The organism is Arenibacter arenosicollis, assembly GCF_014397245.1.
Lineage (GTDB): Bacteria > Bacteroidota > Bacteroidia > Flavobacteriales > Flavobacteriaceae > Arenibacter > Arenibacter arenosicollis.
In genome coordinates, this window is the sequence record NZ_JACLHY010000007.1 from 164738 (window position 1) to 183191 (window position 18454).

General features: G+C 39.2%; 15 protein-coding genes. 12 read left to right on the forward strand and 3 right to left on the reverse strand.

Annotated features, from left to right (window positions below):
* Nucleotides 1–16: 16 nt before the first annotated feature.
* The 8 genes from moaA (at nt 17) to H4O18_RS09540 (ending at nt 7946) form a co-directional block, all read left to right on the forward strand.
* Nucleotides 17–1000: a GTP 3',8-cyclase MoaA gene (gene moaA, locus H4O18_RS09505; protein WP_187583953.1), complete on the forward strand. Its 984-nt coding sequence runs from the start codon at nt 17–19 to the stop codon at nt 998–1000.
* A gap of 66 nt (nt 1001–1066) precedes the next feature.
* The gene (locus tag H4O18_RS09510; RefSeq protein ID WP_187583875.1) at nt 1067–1660 is read left to right on the forward strand and encodes an NTP transferase domain-containing protein; all 594 of its coding nucleotides are present in this window, start codon (nt 1067–1069) and stop codon (nt 1658–1660) included.
* 50 nt (nt 1661–1710) lie between these two features.
* On the forward strand, nt 1711–2787 hold the full coding sequence (locus tag H4O18_RS09515) for a HesA/MoeB/ThiF family protein (RefSeq protein ID WP_187583877.1): 1077 nt from the start codon (nt 1711–1713) through the stop codon (nt 2785–2787).
* Between the two features lie 44 nt (nt 2788–2831).
* Nucleotides 2832–3698, forward strand: a complete 867-nt coding sequence (locus H4O18_RS09520; protein WP_187583879.1) for a polysaccharide deacetylase family protein — start codon at nt 2832–2834, stop codon at nt 3696–3698.
* Nucleotides 3699–3728: 30 nt separating this feature from the next.
* Nucleotides 3729–4928, forward strand: a complete 1200-nt coding sequence (locus H4O18_RS09525; RefSeq protein WP_187583881.1) for a molybdopterin molybdotransferase MoeA — start codon at nt 3729–3731, stop codon at nt 4926–4928.
* A 2-nt stretch (nt 4929–4930) separates the two neighbouring features.
* Complete coding sequence (locus tag H4O18_RS09530; protein ID WP_187583883.1) at nt 4931–5941, forward strand: XdhC family protein; 1011 nt, start codon at nt 4931–4933, stop codon at nt 5939–5941.
* Nucleotides 5938–6546 (forward strand): nucleotidyltransferase family protein, encoded by a 609-nt coding sequence (locus tag H4O18_RS09535; protein ID WP_187583885.1) that lies wholly within the window; start codon nt 5938–5940, stop codon nt 6544–6546. The genes H4O18_RS09530 and H4O18_RS09535 overlap by 4 nt, the downstream gene beginning before the upstream one ends.
* A gap of 305 nt (nt 6547–6851) precedes the next feature.
* The gene (locus H4O18_RS09540) at nt 6852–7946 is read left to right on the forward strand and encodes an amidohydrolase family protein (RefSeq protein WP_187583887.1); all 1095 of its coding nucleotides are present in this window, start codon (nt 6852–6854) and stop codon (nt 7944–7946) included.
* Nucleotides 7947–7963: 17 nt separating this feature from the next.
* On the opposite strand, the gene H4O18_RS09545 is transcribed toward H4O18_RS09540, so the two are convergent.
* Together H4O18_RS09545 and recQ are read right to left on the reverse strand one after the other, a co-directional pair.
* Nucleotides 7964–8104: a hypothetical protein gene (locus H4O18_RS09545; RefSeq protein ID WP_187583889.1), complete on the reverse strand. Its 141-nt coding sequence runs from the start codon at nt 8102–8104 to the stop codon at nt 7964–7966.
* A gap of 533 nt (nt 8105–8637) precedes the next feature.
* On the reverse strand, nt 8638–10794 hold the full coding sequence (gene recQ, locus H4O18_RS09550; RefSeq protein WP_425489132.1) for a DNA helicase RecQ: 2157 nt from the start codon (nt 10792–10794) through the stop codon (nt 8638–8640).
* Between the two features lie 132 nt (nt 10795–10926).
* On the opposite strand from recQ, the gene H4O18_RS09555 reads away from it, so the two are divergent.
* From H4O18_RS09555 to H4O18_RS09565, 3 genes are all read left to right on the forward strand, one after another.
* Nucleotides 10927–12006: a metallophosphoesterase gene (locus H4O18_RS09555; RefSeq protein ID WP_187583891.1), complete on the forward strand. Its 1080-nt coding sequence runs from the start codon at nt 10927–10929 to the stop codon at nt 12004–12006.
* 206 nt (nt 12007–12212) lie between these two features.
* Nucleotides 12213–12995 carry a hypothetical protein gene (locus H4O18_RS09560; protein ID WP_187583893.1) on the forward strand — a complete coding sequence of 261 codons (783 nt, stop codon included), beginning with the start codon at nt 12213–12215 and terminating at the stop codon, nt 12993–12995.
* Nucleotides 12996–13374: 379 nt separating this feature from the next.
* Complete coding sequence (locus tag H4O18_RS09565; protein ID WP_187583895.1) at nt 13375–13713, forward strand: hypothetical protein; 339 nt, start codon at nt 13375–13377, stop codon at nt 13711–13713.
* Nucleotides 13714–13930: 217 nt separating this feature from the next.
* Here the strand turns inward: H4O18_RS09565 and H4O18_RS22150 are convergent, their stop codons facing one another.
* Nucleotides 13931–15505 (reverse strand): CHRD domain-containing protein, encoded by a 1575-nt coding sequence (locus tag H4O18_RS22150; RefSeq protein WP_187583897.1) that lies wholly within the window; start codon nt 15503–15505, stop codon nt 13931–13933.
* Nucleotides 15506–15977: 472 nt separating this feature from the next.
* Between H4O18_RS22150 and H4O18_RS09575 the strand changes: the two genes are divergently transcribed.
* Nucleotides 15978–17591, forward strand: a complete 1614-nt coding sequence (locus H4O18_RS09575; protein ID WP_187583899.1) for a hypothetical protein — start codon at nt 15978–15980, stop codon at nt 17589–17591.
* The last annotated feature ends 863 nt before the right edge of the window (nt 17592–18454 follow it).

The window sequence follows — 18454 nt, forward strand, 5'->3', positions numbered from 1 at the left end:
GAAAAAAAGAGGATTAATGCTGATAGACAATCACAATAGGAAAATAAATTATCTACGCTTGGCGGTAACCGACCGTTGCAACTTGCGCTGCAACTATTGCATGCCCTCAGAGGGTATAAATTTTGCTCAAAAAGACTCTTTGTTTACTATTGAGGAGCTCTGTAAATTGAGTGAAATTATGGTAGGGCAGGGGATAGATAAAATTCGGATTACAGGTGGTGAACCATTTGTAAGGAAGGATCTAATGATATTATTGCGAAAACTTGCCGATCTAAAAGGGTTAAAAGATATTTCGATTACAACGAATGCCACTTTAATCGGTCCGCATATCAAGGAACTAAAATCTTTGGGAATCAAAAATATCAATGTTAGCCTCGATGCCATTGACAAGGAAACTTTTGAGCGTATTACAAGACGAAATCAATATGAAACCGTTTACAACAATTTGGTAAAATTGATTGCGGAAGGATTTAATGTCCGCATTAATTTTATTGCGCTCGAAAATCAGAACACCCAAGATATATTACCTATACTCGAGGTGATGAAGCATTATCCGGTATCCGTTCGTTTTTTGGAGGAGATGCCATTCAATGGTGGGAGCAAATCCTTCAACACCATTACGTGGGATTATAAAAGAATATTGAGCCATATTCAATCGGAATACGCGGATATTACCAAGCTTGAATCTCCCAAAACATCTACATCCATCAATTACAAAATAAAGGGACACAAGGGTACTTTTGGACTTATTCCCTCCTTTACCAGAACCTTTTGTGGCAGTTGCAATCGCCTAAGGATATCTGCTACAGGAGATGTGATTACTTGCCTATATGGTAAACCTAGAATGAATCTTAGGGAGGTGATGCGAGGTGAAAATGCTAAAGAAAAAATTAAAGATCAGATTCTCAAAGCCATAGGCAGTAGATCCAAAACCGGATTTGAGGAACAGGAAAAATATGTCGGAATATTTGAAAATTCAATGACCTCCATAGGCGGATAAATCATTGTGTCCATACCTGGGACGATTTTTGTTTATGGTAGAACACGGATAATTTAACTACAAATAATGAGCTCCACTAAAATATATGGTCTAGTACTTACCGGTGGAAAAAGTACCAGAATGGGAACCGATAAAGGTTTAATAAAATATCATGGCGTAGCACAACGCGAATACCTTTACACACTCCTACAGCAGGTATGTGATAACACCTATATGAGCATTCGCGAGGAACAGGCTTCGGAATTCTCTACGAATCACAATCTAATTATTGATCGGAACAAATTTAAAGGTCCCTACAACGGTCTATTAAGTGCCCACAATTTTAATCCTAACGTGGCTTGGTTGGTTTTGGCCTGTGATCTGCCTCTAATGGATCAGGATGCCCTTGAACAATTGATCGACTTGAGGAATCCGGACAAAATGGCTACTGCCTTTGCCACCAGGGAAAGTGGTTTACCGGAACCTTTATGTGCCATTTGGGAACCTTCCGGTCTAGAAAAATCATTGGATTATTTAGAAAACGGGCCTGGTACCTGTCCGCGTAAATTTTTGATCAATGAAAATATTAAATTGGTATTTCCTGAGAACGAAGAAGTATTATGGAATGCAAACTTCAAGGAGGACTATGAAAAAGTATTGCAGAGATTAGCCCCCAATTAGGTAGTTCCCACAGACTGCAGAAAATATTAAACTCGGATTGTTATTTATATATGAACTTCAATAGATACCAGAGACAGACTATTTTAAAGGATTTCGGACCCGAAGCCCAACAAAAGCTGAAGGACTCCAGTATTTTGGTGGTTGGTGCTGGCGGATTGGGAATTCCCGCCCTCCTGTATCTGAATGCAATGGGAGTAGGTACAATAGGTATCGTGGAGCAGGATATTATTGAAATCACCAACCTGCAACGACAAGTGCTGTATACAGAAAAGGATTTGGGAAGATCCAAAATGGAGGTTGTATTGGAGCGATTAAGGATTCAGAATTCCAACACACAATTTAAAACATTTGATACTTTTCTCACTAGACACAATGCCTTGGAAATTATTTCACAATTTGATGTTATAATGGATGGCTCCGACAATTTCCCAACACGCTATTTGATAAATGATGCTTGTGTAATCCTAAAAAAACCATTTGTTTCCGGTGCCATACAAGGCTTTGAAGGACAGCTTAGCGTTTTTAATTATCAAGGCGGCCCAACCTACAGATGTTTGTTTCCCAACATGCCTACGCAAGAAGAGATACCAAATTGTAACATAAATGGGGTTTTGGGGGTAATTCCCGGTATTGTTGGAAATCTTCAGGCATTGGAGGCTGTAAAAATAGTTACAGGTATTGGCGAAGTTTTAAATGGTAAATTACTGTTGTTCAATGGATTGAATCAATCTTATCAAACCATTACATTTAGTCTTCAAACAGAAAATTTAATGTTGAAAAAACTTCAAAAATCCTATGGAGCAGATCTTTGTGAAGCAACCGCTGGCATAAGTGTGGAGGTAATTGAAGAAAAGTTAAGCGAGGGCAAAGCTCTGCAGATAATCGATGTAAGGACCGAAGTGGAATTTGAAAACTTTTCCTTACCACAAGTTAAAGCTGTAAATATTCCTTTGGACGAATTAAAGGGCCGTATAAAGGAATTGGACTTCAAAAGACCAATTTATCTACTTTGTCAATCCGGAAAAAGAAGTGAAATGGCGGTAAGAATGTTGGAAGAAATAAATAACAAACTTGAACTTTACAATATAATGGGAGGAGTCGATAGGTTTCTAGCCCACCATAAATAGAACAAGTATAATATCGGCCTCAATGGCCTACAAATTGGAATTATATGGCCTACCATTACGACTTAGAGCGATTGGGTTATAGCAAGAATGACATCCTTTTAATGATTCATGCCGATGACGCCGGTCTATCCTGCTCGGAAAATGCAGCCACAATTGAAGCTTTGAAAAAAGGGACTGTAACTTCCTTTAGCATTATGGTTCCCTGTCCATGGTTTGGGGATATAGCCAATTTTGCCAAACAACACCCACAATATGATTGTGGAATCCACCTAACATTGACCTGCGAATGGAAACATTATAAATTTGGTCCCGTACTCCCTTATTCTGAAGTCCCTAGCTTGGTAGATGAGCGCGGTTTTTTTCATACCAAAAGAGAGCAAGTAAAGAAATTGGCCAAACCCCAAGAGGTTAAAAAGGAGCTTAAGGCACAAATTGATAGGGCATTGAATGCCGGAATTAAACCTACCCATTTGGATTCCCATATGTACACCCTAGGGCTCACCAAAGAATTACTCGACGTCTACAGGGAATTGGGCAAGGAATACAAGCTACCCATTTTCCTAAGTGATGAGTTGCTGGAGGGTGTTGGCAACCTTGGTTCACTGCAGGAATCGGACAGCATTGTGCATAAAGTACATATAGGCAATTTTAAAGCCATGCAAAGCACAGGCTTAGGAGAATTGTATACCCAAATGCTAAATAACCTTACAGCAGGACTAAATGTGATTTTAATCCATCCGGCCTTTGACAATATGGAAATGAAACAGGTCTGTGTGGACCATCCCAATTTTGGTTCCGAATGGCGACAAATGGATTTTGACTTTTTTACCGATCCCAATACGGCGGCCCTGCTAGAAGAAAGGAACATTAAACCTATAACTTGGAGAGAATTACAAAGAACAATCCATTAACAAATCTTCTTTTATTGTAACTTGTGTTCCATGATTTCTTTTAAAGACGCTTATCAAAAAGTATTGGACCTAAGTCAGGATTTAGGCAATGAACTAGTTTCCCTTGAACAAGCTATGGGCAGAATTCTCGCCGAAGATATTATTGCCGATAGAAATTTTCCTCCTTTTAATAGGGCTACCAAAGACGGAATTGCCATAAACTACGATGCCATTGAAAAGGGGCAGACCACTTTTAAAATAGAAGGGATATTGGCCGCAGGGATGCCCTCCCAACTTCTGAAAAACACTGCTAATTGTATTGAAATAATGACAGGGGCAGTGGTGCCCAGCAATGCAGATACAGTGGTAATGTACGAACATATTGTCATAGACGATGGTTGGGCCAGCTTAATTAAAAACCCGGTTCAGGGACAGGACATTCACCTCAATGGAAGTGATCAAAAAAAAGGTAATCTAGTCTTAGAAAAGAATTCTATTATATCAGCTGCAGAAATAGGGGTATTGGCGGCAGTGGGCAAAGCTTCTGTCTTGGTACGAACATTGCCAAAAGTGGCTATTGTTTCCACTGGAAATGAATTGGTAGAGGTGGACGAAATCCCTTTGCCACACCAAATACGCAAATCCAACATCCATACTCTTTATTCGGCTTTGTCACAAGAGGGCATCGTTCCTAGCAAGCTGCATCTCCCTGATGAAAAAGACAGTATAAAAAATACACTTGGCAATACTTTGAAAGTAAACAATGCTGTCCTTTTAAGTGGAGGGGTATCCAAGGGTAAATTTGATTTTATTCCACAGGTAATGGAAGAATTGGGCGTAGAAAAAATATTTCACGGGGTCTTCCAACGACCAGGGAAGCCATTTTGGTTCGGAATTCAAAAAGAGACTAAAACGGTAGTATTTTCTTTTCCCGGAAATCCGGTCTCCACTTTTGCAAATTACAATGTCTATTTTAAGGATTGGCTTAAACTATCATTAGGCCTGCCACTACAAAAAATTGATGTTATTTTAAAAGAGGCTGCTGAGGTGAAGGGCGATTTAACAATGTTGCTAAGGGTTAAACTAGGGTTTAACAGAGGACATTTAGTGGTCTCCTTGGTAAAGGAGAATGGATCGGGAGACTTGTGCAGTTTGGTGAATACTGATGGATTTATTGTGCTTGAACCCAAAAGTGAACCATATGAAGTAGGGGAGTTGGTGCCCTTTGTCCCGACCAGAGATTTATTATAATTATGACACACGAACTAAAAAAAATTATACGGGAATACCAATCTGCCACTTCAAGAGGCATAAAGACCGTTTTGGCTACCGTGGTAGCCTTGGATGGCTCCTCATATAGAAGACCTGGTGTGCGGATGCTGATACTGGAAGACGGACATATGGTAGGTGCCGTAAGTGGCGGATGTGTTGAAAAGGAAGTAATTAGACAGGCCCAGCCCGTTTTTGACGATCAAACTTCCAAAATAATGACCTATGATGGTAGATATCGCTTGGGATGCGAGGGTATACTTTATATTTTATTGGAGCCCTTAAGACCGGACACCATATTGTTGGAAACCTTTGAGCAAACAATTCAATCTCGACAACATTTTAAGGTACGCTCTTATTTTGAAAAAAAAGAAGGGTTAAATGCCTATTTTGGCTCAACCTTTATCTTTGGGAATAAGGAATTACCACTGTTCCCCGGCTATCAAGGAAAAGATGAACTTGAGGTTTTTGAGCAAAACATGCAACCGTGTTTTAAGCTATTTATCATTGGCGCTGAACACGATGCGGTACAGTTATGCAGTTTTGCCGCATTAACAGGATGGGAAGTAACTGTTATAGCCAACCCTACCGAGGAAAAGAATATATTGGATTTTGAAGGTGCAAATGAATTTCTTGGAACCCTACCCGAGGGCTTTCCTTTGGATGAAGTGGACCAAAATACGGCCATAATTCTGATGAACCATAGCTATTCCAAAGACTTAAAGTATTTGTTGACCCTAAGGCATTCAAAACCAATATACTTAGGACTTTTGGGGCCACATAGAAGACGTGAAAAGTTGTTTAACGAACTAATGGAACTTAGCCCTGAAATCACCTACGACTTTTTGGACAGTATCCATGGACCCGCCGGACTAAATATAGGGGCTGAGACACCACAGGAAATTGCCATAGCCATCGTTGCCGAAATCCTAACGGTTTCCAGACGAAAAGAACCTATACTTTTAAAAGATAAAGAAACTGGCATACACGATTGACACCTAAAGAGCATAACATAGCTATTTTGATTATGGCGGCCGGGACTTCCTCCCGTATGAAAGCCATAAAACAATTATTGCCTTGGGGAAATACCACCTTAATCGGCAATGCCCTTAAAAATGCCCAGGATTCCAATGCCGCAACCATATTGACCGTTTTAGGAGCCTATAAGGAGGAAATAATTAAAGAAACCCAATTTGGCGATACGGAAACTGTTTATACTCCCGATTGGAAAATGGGACTGGGGAATTCAATTGCCTGTGGTACCAAGCATCTGCTAAAAAAGGAAGAAGACTATGATGGTGTATTAATAATGTTGACCGACCAACCTTATATAGATGGGCAGTATTTAAATACCATGATGGATAATTTTACAAATTCCCAACACAGCATTATAGCCACAAAATATACCGGTAGGGTGGGAGTGCCCGCCATTTTTGGAAAAGCCCATTTTGAAGCTTTACTGGCATTGGACTCCGATTTTGGAGCTAGGGATATTATCAAGACCCATATAAAAAATGTCCTTACGCTATCCCCTAAAGGAAAAGAGGTTGATATTGATACCTTGGAAGAATACGAGCGGGTGAAAAAGAGTGATAAGTAGTCAGTGGTCAGTGTCAACTTCAGTGAACAGTTGGTACTAAGGAGTTATCAGAATTGAAGGGTGGGAAGAAGAGTCTTGTGTCAAGAACCTAGACTCTTGACTACTACCTAATTCCCCTCTTGAGAGATTGAGTGTAGGTTTTTGCCGAATAGCTTATTTCTTATGCCTTGTGGCTTTTGGCTTTTGGCTATTCCGTCATTGAGGCCGGACTTCAAACAAGGGATTAATTAATAAGTAAGTTTTTTACTTCTAACTTCGTGTTGTCCACTATAAAGTATAAATTTAGGATCTAATCCAATGTTGCAATGTCATTAAAAACTTTATCCCTTGTTTGTATTTTACAATTAGCAATTTCCTGTAACCTAATAGCCCAAGACATGAGCTTTGAGGAGTACAATCCGGTATCGACACTTAAAGTTCCCGGCAAGGAAATCCATAGGGCAAAATATCCATTTATCGATGTACATGGCCATCAATACCAAATGCCAACACAAGACCTTTCCCCCCTGATTGCAGATATGGATAAGCTTAACATGGGAGTAATGGTCAATCTAAGTGGTGGCTCAGGAGATAGAATTAAAAAATCTTTGGAAAATATCAAGGATCATTATCCCCATAGGTTTGCGGTCTTTGCCAATGTGGATTTTGACGGGGTAGGTAAACCTGGCTGGGCCGAGAAGGCCGTTGCCCAATTGGAAGCTGATATTAAAAACGGCGCCAAGGGACTTAAGGTATATAAGAGTTTGGGACTAAGGGATACTGATACCTCTGGGAAACGATTGGCTGTAGATGATGACCGTATAAGTGCCATTTGGGACAAATGCGCGGAATTGGGAGTGCCCGTTCTCATTCACTCTGCAGATCCAAAACCCTTTTGGGATGAGGTTAATTCCGATAACGAAAGGTGGTTGGAACTAAAGACGCATCCTCGCAGAAAACGTTCAGCAACGGATCCAGCTTCGTGGGAGCAAATTATTGGAGAGCAACACAGAATGTTTAAAAAGCATCCAAAAACCAAATTTATCAATGCCCATATGGGATGGTATGCCAACGATTTGGGTACTTTGGGGAAATTAATGGACGAAATGCCCAATATGTATGTGGGTATAGGAGCTATTATTGCAGAATTGGGCCGACAACCAAGAAATGCACATAAGTTCTTTTTAAAATATCAGGACCGAATTCTATTTGGTAAGGACAGCTGGAAACCGGAAGAATTTCCTACCTATTTTAGAGTTTTGGAATCCGATGACGAATATTTCCCGTATCACAAGAAATACCATGCTTTCTGGGCCATGTACGGTATGGACCTACCGGATGAAGTACTTAAAAAAGTTTATTACAAGAATGCGCTAAAACTCATTCCTGGATTGGACAAGAGCTTATTCCCAAAAGATTAACAACGCTTTAAAAGCGACTATTTCCTATCCACAGGTTTTTGAATCTTTTCAAGATGTCCGTATTCCTGAAAAATACCACATGAATTTGGTTTTTTAATCAGGGATTGTTCTTTTTTTCTTTTGGCCAAAGCTTCAATTTGCGGTGATAAAAATGACATATCGATCTTTTTTTGTGATATAAAATTACTTTTTTTATAGAACGCAAGCAGAAATAAATTGTTGTTTTAATGTTAAATTTTTTACATAATATTTACGGCTCCTCCCTTGTTACGAAGGGGGGAGCCTATAGTCTCGTCACCCCTTAAGGAGTTTTCCCCCTTGCTAGCGAGATAATCGGATCGGACTGGATTGTCACTAAACTTGATTTAACTTTAAAGCTCACACACCCCTAGCCCCTCTCAAGAGGGGAATTTTTCAGTTGCGGATATTAATATTTAAGAATACCTATGTTCCTTTTATTAGCAAAATTAGTTCTATTTTTTTTTTGGAGATTAGATTGGAATTTGGACTTTGAATAGAAACAAATCCTCGACTCCGCTGGAATAGACAAAACAGTCACTTCGACATGAGCCTATTTTCAGGCTCCCGATAGCTATCGGGAGAGAAGTCGCACATACGAGGCATTCCGATTTCGACTACGCTCAATCTCCGTTAGAACTTTCGACTTTGAACTTTCAACTTTCAACTCAATTTATAAAATCCTTTCTTTTTCAATAACACTAAGCGCCAGTCTAATAGTAGAATATTCCAATTTTTCTTCAAAATATTCATAATAAGGTTTTAAAGCTTCGGGATCTTTAAGTTCTTTTTTGGCCTGGGCGACCTTTCCTATGGTTTCCTTATCCACAAACTCATAGATAGCCACATCCTTGCCGTCCGAGTAAAGTTTGGCCAGATGTGAAAAAATTGTAGTGGGCTTTAGTTTTCGTAACTGGGCTATCTCTTCAATGCTCTTGCCCTCTTTATAAAGCTCATAGGTGTCCTGGTAGGTGTGCGACTTCTTTTTCTTCTTTGCTTTTTTTTCTGCTTGAAAAGCCCTTATCTCTTGAATAAATTCCTCCCCGTAAACTTCCAACTTTCGCTGGCCAACCCCATTTATTTGCATTAGTTCCTCTTCACTGGTTGGTCGTTCCGCTTCCATTTCCTTCAAGGTTGCATCGTTGAAAACCAAATAAGCGGGGATATTCTCCTCCAAGGAAATCTGGAATCTTAATAGGCGTAAACGTTCAAACAGCGAGTTTTTGGCAACCTTCTTGGTTTTTTGTTCTTTTTCCAAGGCCACCCTTTCTTCCTTTTTCAATGGTTTACTCAACAATACCCTCGTCTTACCAAATAGGACGTCTTTGGAATAGGGGGTAAGCTGCAAAACGTTGTTCTTATGAAAGGCTATCTCACAGAAACCCTGATTTATAAGCTGAATAGCATAATGTTGCCAATCGTTCCAAGATATATCCTTACCTATACCATAGGTTTTTATTTCCTGATAATTTTTATCCAAAACAGCAGCATTTTGGGCTCCCCTCAATACATCGATTACAATTCCCGTAGCTTCCAATTCCTTTAATCGGGCTATAGTGGATAATATTTTTTGGGCTATAATGGTTCCATCAAAAAACTGCGGCGGATTTTTACATACATCGCAATTACCACAATCCTCCCCCAAAAATTCCCCAAAATAACTCAACAAGATTTTTCTTCTACAGGTGGATGCCTCCGAAAACTGCTTCATTCGGTCCAATTTGGCCAGCTGTACCTCCTCATTAGTTGCTCCGGACGCAAAGCGTTGAAGCTGTATTACATCGCCATAACTGTGGAACAAAAGTGCCTGGGCGGGTAATCCGTCCCTACCGGACCGACCTATTTCCTGATAGTAGCCCTCAATATTTTTAGGCATATTATAATGTATAACCCATCTCACATTGGATTTGTCTATTCCCATTCCAAAGGCTATGGTAGCGCATACAATTTGGGTTTTGTCGAAAATAAAATCTTCCTGTACTTTGTTGCGACTCTCAAAATCCAACCCCGCATGGTAGGCCGCTGCTTTAATGCCGTTGTCCAAAAATTTTGCCACCAAAGTCTCTGTAGATTTTCGACTCAAACAATAAATAATACCCGATTCATTGGGCCGTTGCTTTATAAATTGAAGTATTTGGGACACCCTATCATGGGCTGGCCTTACTTCCAAAGCAATATTTTTTCTGTCGAAGGAGGCCAAAAATTGTTTTGCCCTGGGAATCTTCAGCTGTGCCATAATGTCCTCTCTAGTGGCCTTATCGGCTGTTGCTGTCAAGGCAATAATAGGGGTGAGGGGAAGAGTGCTTTTTAGAAATCCCAATTGTTGATATGAGGGTCTAAAATCATGCCCCCAAGAGGAAATACAGTGGGCTTCGTCAACGGCCACACAGCTTATAAATTCTTCCTTTAAAATAGGGGAGAGGCCTTGCAAACTTTCCGGGGCCACATAGAGTAATTTCAACTCTCCCTGATGTGTACTTTCCAGTATTTTATGTTGTTCTTCGGCGGACTGACTGCTATTGAAAAAAGCCGCTGGTATACCGTTGGCCTTTAGTCCGTCCACTTGATCTTTCATAAGGGCAATTAAAGGCGAAATTACCAAAGTAGTGCCCTTCAACAAAAGGGAGGGCAATTGAAAACATATGGATTTCCCTCCTCCAGTGGGCATGATCACCAAACAATCCTTCTTATTTAAAACCGAAGTAACAATCTCCTCCTGTTGATCTCTAAAGCTATCAAAACCAAAGTACTTTTTAAGATGGGGATATAATTCGTTCTGGAAATCGGGCATGGATATCGGTAAAATTGTTGCGTGGCCGAAATTAATCATAATTGAAGTGTCAAAACAACTTTATTGACGTTAAAATCCTTAAAAATAAATCTAATTAGTGGGTGATTCCATGCATGGTCTTATCTTAAAAATGTTAAATTTATCCATTGCAAACCTTAATAATTGACCATAATGAACCACTGTCGTAATTACTATCTTGTTGTTGTTTCCATATTGACGATCTTCACCGCCTTACAGGCACAAGAAACCTATACCCCTCCAAAATTGACCAATCCGGATTCCTGGTCCATTATTTTGGTCCCCGATACCCAGACCTATGTAAAGTTTGAAAGAAACCAGGGCACTTTGGAAACCATGACCGCCTGGATCAGTGAAAATATTGATGCCCTAAACATAAAAATGGTTTTGTGTACTGGGGATTTAGTAGAACAGAACGAACTTTTAGTTTCGGATAAAATAAACGGCAATATGCCCAGTAGAGATCAGTGGAGGGCAGTGTCACATGCCTTTGAACGTTTGGATGGGAAGGTACCTTATATCTTAGCGGCCGGTAACCATGACTTTGGTTATAAAAGTGTTGAAAACCGAAAATCTAACTACAGCCAATATTTCCCTGTGCATAGGAACCTATTAAATGCAAAGGCGTTACGGGCGGCTGGAAAAAACATAGATGGCTTACCCTCCGTGGAAAACGCTACCTATGAATTTATTTCCCCCCAACAACGGAAATTTTTGTTCCTGAATCTGGAATTTGCGCCGAGAGATACCATTTTGCAATGGGCCAATAACGAGATTTCCAAAGAAATTTATAAGGACCATACGGTGGTCTTACTTACCCATTCCTATTTAAATTCCGAAAACAAACATAAGGAAAAGGAAAACTACCCGATAATCGATGCCAACTATGGCAAGGCTATCTGGGAAAAACTAGTGGCACCATCCCAAAATGTACAGTTGGTGTTTTCGGGCCATATTGGCTCCCCTGATAATTTTAAGGGGCATACCGCCTTTAAAGAGGACAGGAATGCAGCTGGCAAAAAAGTGAATCAGATTACTTTTAATGCGCAAGCTATGGGTGGAGGTTGGAATGGTAATGGGGGAGATGGTTGGCTCCGTATCATGGAATTTTTGCCCGATGGCAAGACCGTTATTACCACCACTTTTTCACCCTATTTTGCCATCTCGCCCACAACGCAAAAAATGGCCTATCAAAAGGATAAATTCAACAATTTTAGTATAAAATTGGATTAATTCTATTGAATTGGCAGCTAATTTTAGTTGAATTTAAGGGTAAAGACCTTAGAAACAGCGGTAAAATCTCACGAAATAACGTCAATTTTGTAGGATATTTCTTAATAAAACATACTATAGGTCGAATAATTTCGTTTTTTTTAACATAATATTATATAACGGCTTAATTTAGCGCCCGATAATTATGGTATAAACCCCTATATCCTATGAAAACAGTAAACTATTTAATTTTAAGTTTCGGAGTATTATTCTTAGTTGGTTGTAGCAATGATGCTATGAATGAATTGAATAATGAAAGTCTAACTAGCGAACAGGTTAAATCCCAAATGGAGGTCAATTCCATTTCGGAAGGACTGGACGAGTTGGTTTCAGAATTATTGATCAACGATAAATCTGGAAAAAGTAACAAAACTGAGACTGCCTGTGCAGCGGTTACATTTACCGAAGAAAGTATTTCAGTAGCTTATGACCAATGTAATATTCACGGCAAAACGATCAGCGGAACTATTGTCCTTACCGGAAATAATGGAAGTACGGATGGTACCAAAGGTAGCTTTGAGGTTACTTTTACCGATTTTACTTTTAACGACCACATACTTAACGGTACCAAGAGTTTTTCCTTCGATTTTTCAGTTTCCAACAGTCCAGCTTTTACAATTGTTACCGATGCTACCTTTGAGGACGCCAATGGAGATATTGTAAAATGGAAAGGAAATAAAGTACTTACCTGGTATCTTGAGAATATTAATGCCGAAGGCCCCGATGCTACCTGCACAGGAGATTGGGATATAACCGTAAACGGTACTACCTATGAATTTACAGTGACCGAACCTTTATCATGGAATTTGGGTTGCGCCTTTATAACATCTGGCGTAATGCAGTTGGAGGTTGATAGTATGACAGCTTCCTTGGATTTTGGAGCTGGAACTTGTGACCAAAAAGGTACAGTAACTTATCCTAATGGTGACACTGAGGAAGTAAGCTGGTAACAACTTGTTTTAATATAATTTTTAATAAACCCCGATGAAATTCATCGGGGTTTCTTTTTGCACCTAATTTCTCTTTCCATTTCTAGTGCTAAATTAATGGTTAAGGGCAGGAGGGGAGTGGAGGGGAAGAAAACCAATTTGGCAATTGTAGAAAGCTAATGAAAAGCAAGCTTTCCGAAGATTTTATACCGTTTATCGATGAAATAATTCAGTACGTCGAGGTTATCGAGGTGTTAATTTTCGCTTAAACTAATGTTAATGAGCTATTTACTATTCCAAAAATGGAATTTTTGTCGTATCTTTTTTGAGCAAAACAAAAAAATCAAAATTATAAGAGTAAATCAGAAAAAACCGTTAACCCTAAAACAAAGCTTGTCCTATGGAAACAACCCCAAAAATTAGTAGAAATTTAATTAGCAGGCCTTCCAACAGTGGATGTATTCTTAAATTGGAACGAACCAATAATGATTTGTCCCAATTGGAAAAAAAATTGACCTCCTATGTATGTGAACCCAACACATACACGTTGTTTATTAAATCTGAAACCCTCCGGCAAACTTTACAAACCTTGAAAAATACGAATGCGGATTTGATCAAGGCATTAAAAAGGGAAAAGGATTTAAAAATTGAACTCTTTGAAAAAACAATGGCTCAAATTCGTTCTTATATTGAGATACAAAAGTCAGTTGAGGAATACAGCAACATGTTGAGATATTAAGAAATCCCTATATTTTTCCCGATTATACACATTAAGCATACAGAGGGGCGGAATTGTAATCATGGAAATATTAGGATAGAAAAGCTCTGAATAATTATATTCAGAGCTTTTTTATGTTTAAAAACTGATTTATATAACTTTGGTCTTACTAAAGCATAAAAAAAGCCTTGGATCTTTTCGATCCAAGGCTTTAGTATTCAGGGGAAGCTAATATTCCTTAATTTACATTGGCCCCAACATTACCTTGGGCCACTAAAGTGTCCAAGTCTTCGGCGCTCAGGTGTACATTGATGTATCCGTCTATAGCCAAAAGGGCATCATAATCCAACGCACCGCCCGCATTTGCCTGGGTAACGTTGGTTACGCTTATTCCATTATCTCCAATGACATTGCCCAAAGTTACGATCACCGCTCCAGGGGCATCTGCCACAGCCCCAGAATGAATATGTGCCGGATGTATTGCGCCTGCGGTAGTACCAACCAATTCCAAAGTCACCAATGTTTCTTTGTTTACGCGCTCCGAAAAGGTAGCTGTACCAAATATGGCTGCATTACTAACTGCCGCTAAATCGTAGGAAACCTCATTACCTGTAAGTTCGTTTTGACCTATATCGCCCTGTGCCACCAAAACGTCCAGTTCGGCAATGGACTTGTGAACGTTGATATACCCATCAAATTCCAATAAATCCTCGTAGCTAACTGCTGTTCCAGCATCGTCGGCCTCAATATGGGTCCAGCTTTTTCCACTGGCACCAGCTACCGCATTTAAGGAGATTGCGATATCACCACCTTCAGCAGCGGTATTGGCATGGATATGGGCAGGATGTTCCCCATCCGATGGAGTACCTTCCAATTGAAGTTCTAGGAGGGAGGCTCCACTTAAACGTTTGTGTACTATAGCCGTACCACTAATGGTTGGCACCAATACACTGTGAAGTGCAAATTCTTTGGAGTCTCCTGTTAGCACGTTGACACCTATATCACCTTGAGCCACAAGTACATCCAATTCGGTAGCGGACCTGTGGACGTTGATGTAGCCATCCATTTCCAACAAGGCTTCATAGTTAAGGGCAGTGCCCGCATCGTCTTCCTCAATATGGGTATAACTTTTTCCAGTGGCACCGATTACGGGCGATAGGGAAATAGCAATATCACCACCTTCGGCAGCAGAATTAAGATGTATATGGGCAGGATGTTCCCCGTCAGCTGGAGTACCTTCCAAAGCGATCTCTAGGAGGGAAGCTCCACTAACACGCTTATAGATAGTGGCTGTTCCGCTAATATTGGCATCGGCAGCACTGCTAAGCTCGTATTCCCTGGAATCTGCTGTAAGTTCATTTACACCAATATCACCTTGGGCAATAAGGGTACCAAGATCAGTTGCGGATTGATGCACATTAATATAGGCATCCAATTCCAATAGCTGCTCATAGGTAATTGCAGTACCATTTTTAGTAGCAGTTACTATGGTAGTACTTTCTCCGGAAGCACCATCAACAGCATTAAGGTCAATAATGATATCTCCGGTCTCCGCCGCAGAATTGGCGTGTACATGGGCAGGAAAACTTCCTGCTGAGGTACCTGATAATTTAAGGTTTACGGTAGCCGTACCGTCTTCATTTTCCACAACAGTGGCTGTCCCGGACACGGAAGCATCCGAACGGGATTGTAATTGGTAAGTTTTGCTTTCACCCTCAAAAACTCCTGGGGGTTGATCTGTACTATCATCGTCAGTACAACTGGTGGCAAAAATTGTAGATGCCATCAAAAATAAATACATTATCTTTTTCATATAATATAATTTTGGGTTTAATATGACCACGAAATTATGATGAAGGATTGGGAGGGCTTGTTGGAGATGATTTAATTATTGACCCTAAAGAAAGAGGCCTTTGAGTTTGAATGAACTAGGGGATACAAAAAGTCTATTTTACATAATGTAAATTATGATACATTTTGTATTATTGGTTTAGCCAGTGGCTGAAGTAATAATCAAGAAAGATGATGCGGCTGCCATTATACCGTAAAGGTTAAATGAAAAACGTAAATCATAATTCTATTATGTTTTGTAACGATTGAACATAATAACAAATATTGACTATTTTATGTCAAATCATGAAGTTGAGAATATTTGATTAACGTTTTTTAAAATTTTTCTGCATAAAAAAAAATTATATCAAAAAATGATTCAGTAACAAAATATACAATATGGATTACTATTAGACGTTTGAAAACAATACAAATACGTTGCTCAAAACCATATTATGATTTTTACCCGACCAAAAATATTTTCGTTGCCTTTACTGCTTTTTATAGCTCTTTCCTGCGGTAAGGATTCTTCATCCGACCTCCAAGAAATCGATACAACTATTATGGTTTCTACAATCGCTGATGGTCAAATTATCGATGAGGCTTCAAAAATCAATGTGACAGTCAATAGCGCAGGAAGTTTGGTAGAAGTTTTTGTCGATTCTCAATCAATTTATTCTTCTCAAAATACAAATGATATCTCAATTGATTTTAACCCTGAAAGTTATACTATAGGTTCACATGTATTGAAAATTGTATTGACAGAAACAAATGGAAAAACCATCACTAAGGAAGTGAAGTTTGAGGTGCATCGAAGACTTATTGCCATCAATCTTCCGGAAAACATGGTAAACCAATATATAATTAATGCTGTCGCCTTTGCCTCTAAGATGGATGGTAGTCTTATTATGGCCAAACGCTTTAATAATGCCGATGATATCATTACCTTAAGTTCAGCCGAAGAGTTTGGTGTTGATGAAGAATTCATGTTGACATTTGTCTTGACCGATAACGGCTATGCAACGAACCTCTTCACGCATGCAAACCTTACACGCAACAACATAGGAACAATTAATTTAAAAAAACCATTTCGTGGAGGTGAAGGAGAAGTCAAAACTTATCCAGCAGTTGGTTTTGCCGACAACGAACTTATTACCTCCGATAATACGCACGAACCTTCTAAATCATATTATGGTGTTTCATTAAACGCAGCGGAAGAGAATTTTACCGTTTTTCACAAAAATGGCATTGACGGTGATACTAATAATCCGGAAATTTTTTACATGTATGGATATAATAATTCGGGAATGTTCAATAATTATCAATATTTAACGCTCTATCCTACACTGCCCGACAACTTTATTTTAGATAAAGCCAACTTCAGTACGGCTGGCCTTGAATCTAAGAGTGTAATTTTAAATTCGACCCAGAATTTTGACAACAGCAGAGCGTTCATGAATATTTATGGTTATTGGAATTCCAACGATTTTGAAATCAACACTTTTCACTTGATTTATAACATGAGTCAAACTGTTTCTACTGGTGATCAATTGAATTATGCACTAAACACCAATTTTTATGATTACCGATACTGGATAACCTTTGGTAATTTTTATGCTGCAGGCATAGGTATTCCAAAAGAAGTTTTTACCATCCCTGATATTACACTAGACTTCGAGTATGCCGATAATACCGCTGACTTAATCATTACTGGCACAAACCATATATTGGGTAGAATACGACTTTTTGACCTCGATAAGGTCCCAACTAACCAGAATTACCTTTGGGATATCACTTTTAATAGTAAAACAACACAGCGTATTGTGATACCTCAATTGCCCGATGAAGTTAAGTCTTCAAATCTATTAGACCTATATGAAGGTAATTTAATGAAAGTATCTTCTACCGAACTGGTAGCATATAAAGGCATAAATGATTATGACGAATATCTTCAAAAAGTAATCAAAGATCATAAAGATCCGCTAATGGTTACCGAGGGCCAAGAACTTATTTATAAGGGAAATGGACCTTTTCATGACGGACCTATTAGAGATTTCTTCTTCCAATAGATTTCTAGCTAATTTGGTATTAAAGAAGGTTTATCCGGAATAGCCTAAGAGGCAAATCACATTATCCTGTTTCTAATTTGACACAGTTGAAGGTCATAATATGAAAGATTAAAATTTATAAATCATTCCACACACATTACACTCCCTTTCTATCGGCCTATGCAAAAAAGCTTCGGCGGACAAGCTAGTCGGGTCGTATAATAAGTTTTCCATTACCCCTTGTGGAAGAAACTTTTTGGTAGAAAAATTTGCAGGAAAAATCGTAGAAGAAAACTTTGCTTTACCAAAGCTCAAGTTACCCCGCCACAAAGGCGGGGCAGGCGCCACGCGGAACATTATAGAACATTTATGCCTATAGCGTAAAACGGTGTATACGGTGTATTTGATATAATTGTAGATATAGTAACACACAAATTTTTTATATCGTCCCAGCCGCATCAACCCGCCGAAAAAAGCGATCACCCACTGGGTCATCAATTTTTATCGCGTATGTCAAAGCCGTTTTACAGGAGTGTCCCTTTCCATTAAACTTTTTGTCTACAAGGCTACCCGCGTCAACCCGCGAAAAAATTTATATCCACTGTATCCCCATTATTGAATACTGGTCATAATTTCAATATCCCGTACAAAAGCCCATAAATTTTCAAATACGCTAATTATGAGCTGCCAATAAACCAACTGCGCATGCCAACCCACCCGTATCCCAGAAACCATTCTTTTGCAGGCGCATCGTCTCGCCTGAAAAACTAAAAATCAACTAGACTTTCACTTTGCACGGAGTATTTGACATAATGTTTAGGTAAATATAAAAGGCTCAATCAAATATGTTTATAGCCTGTTTTAGAGCAACAAAAATGATTAAT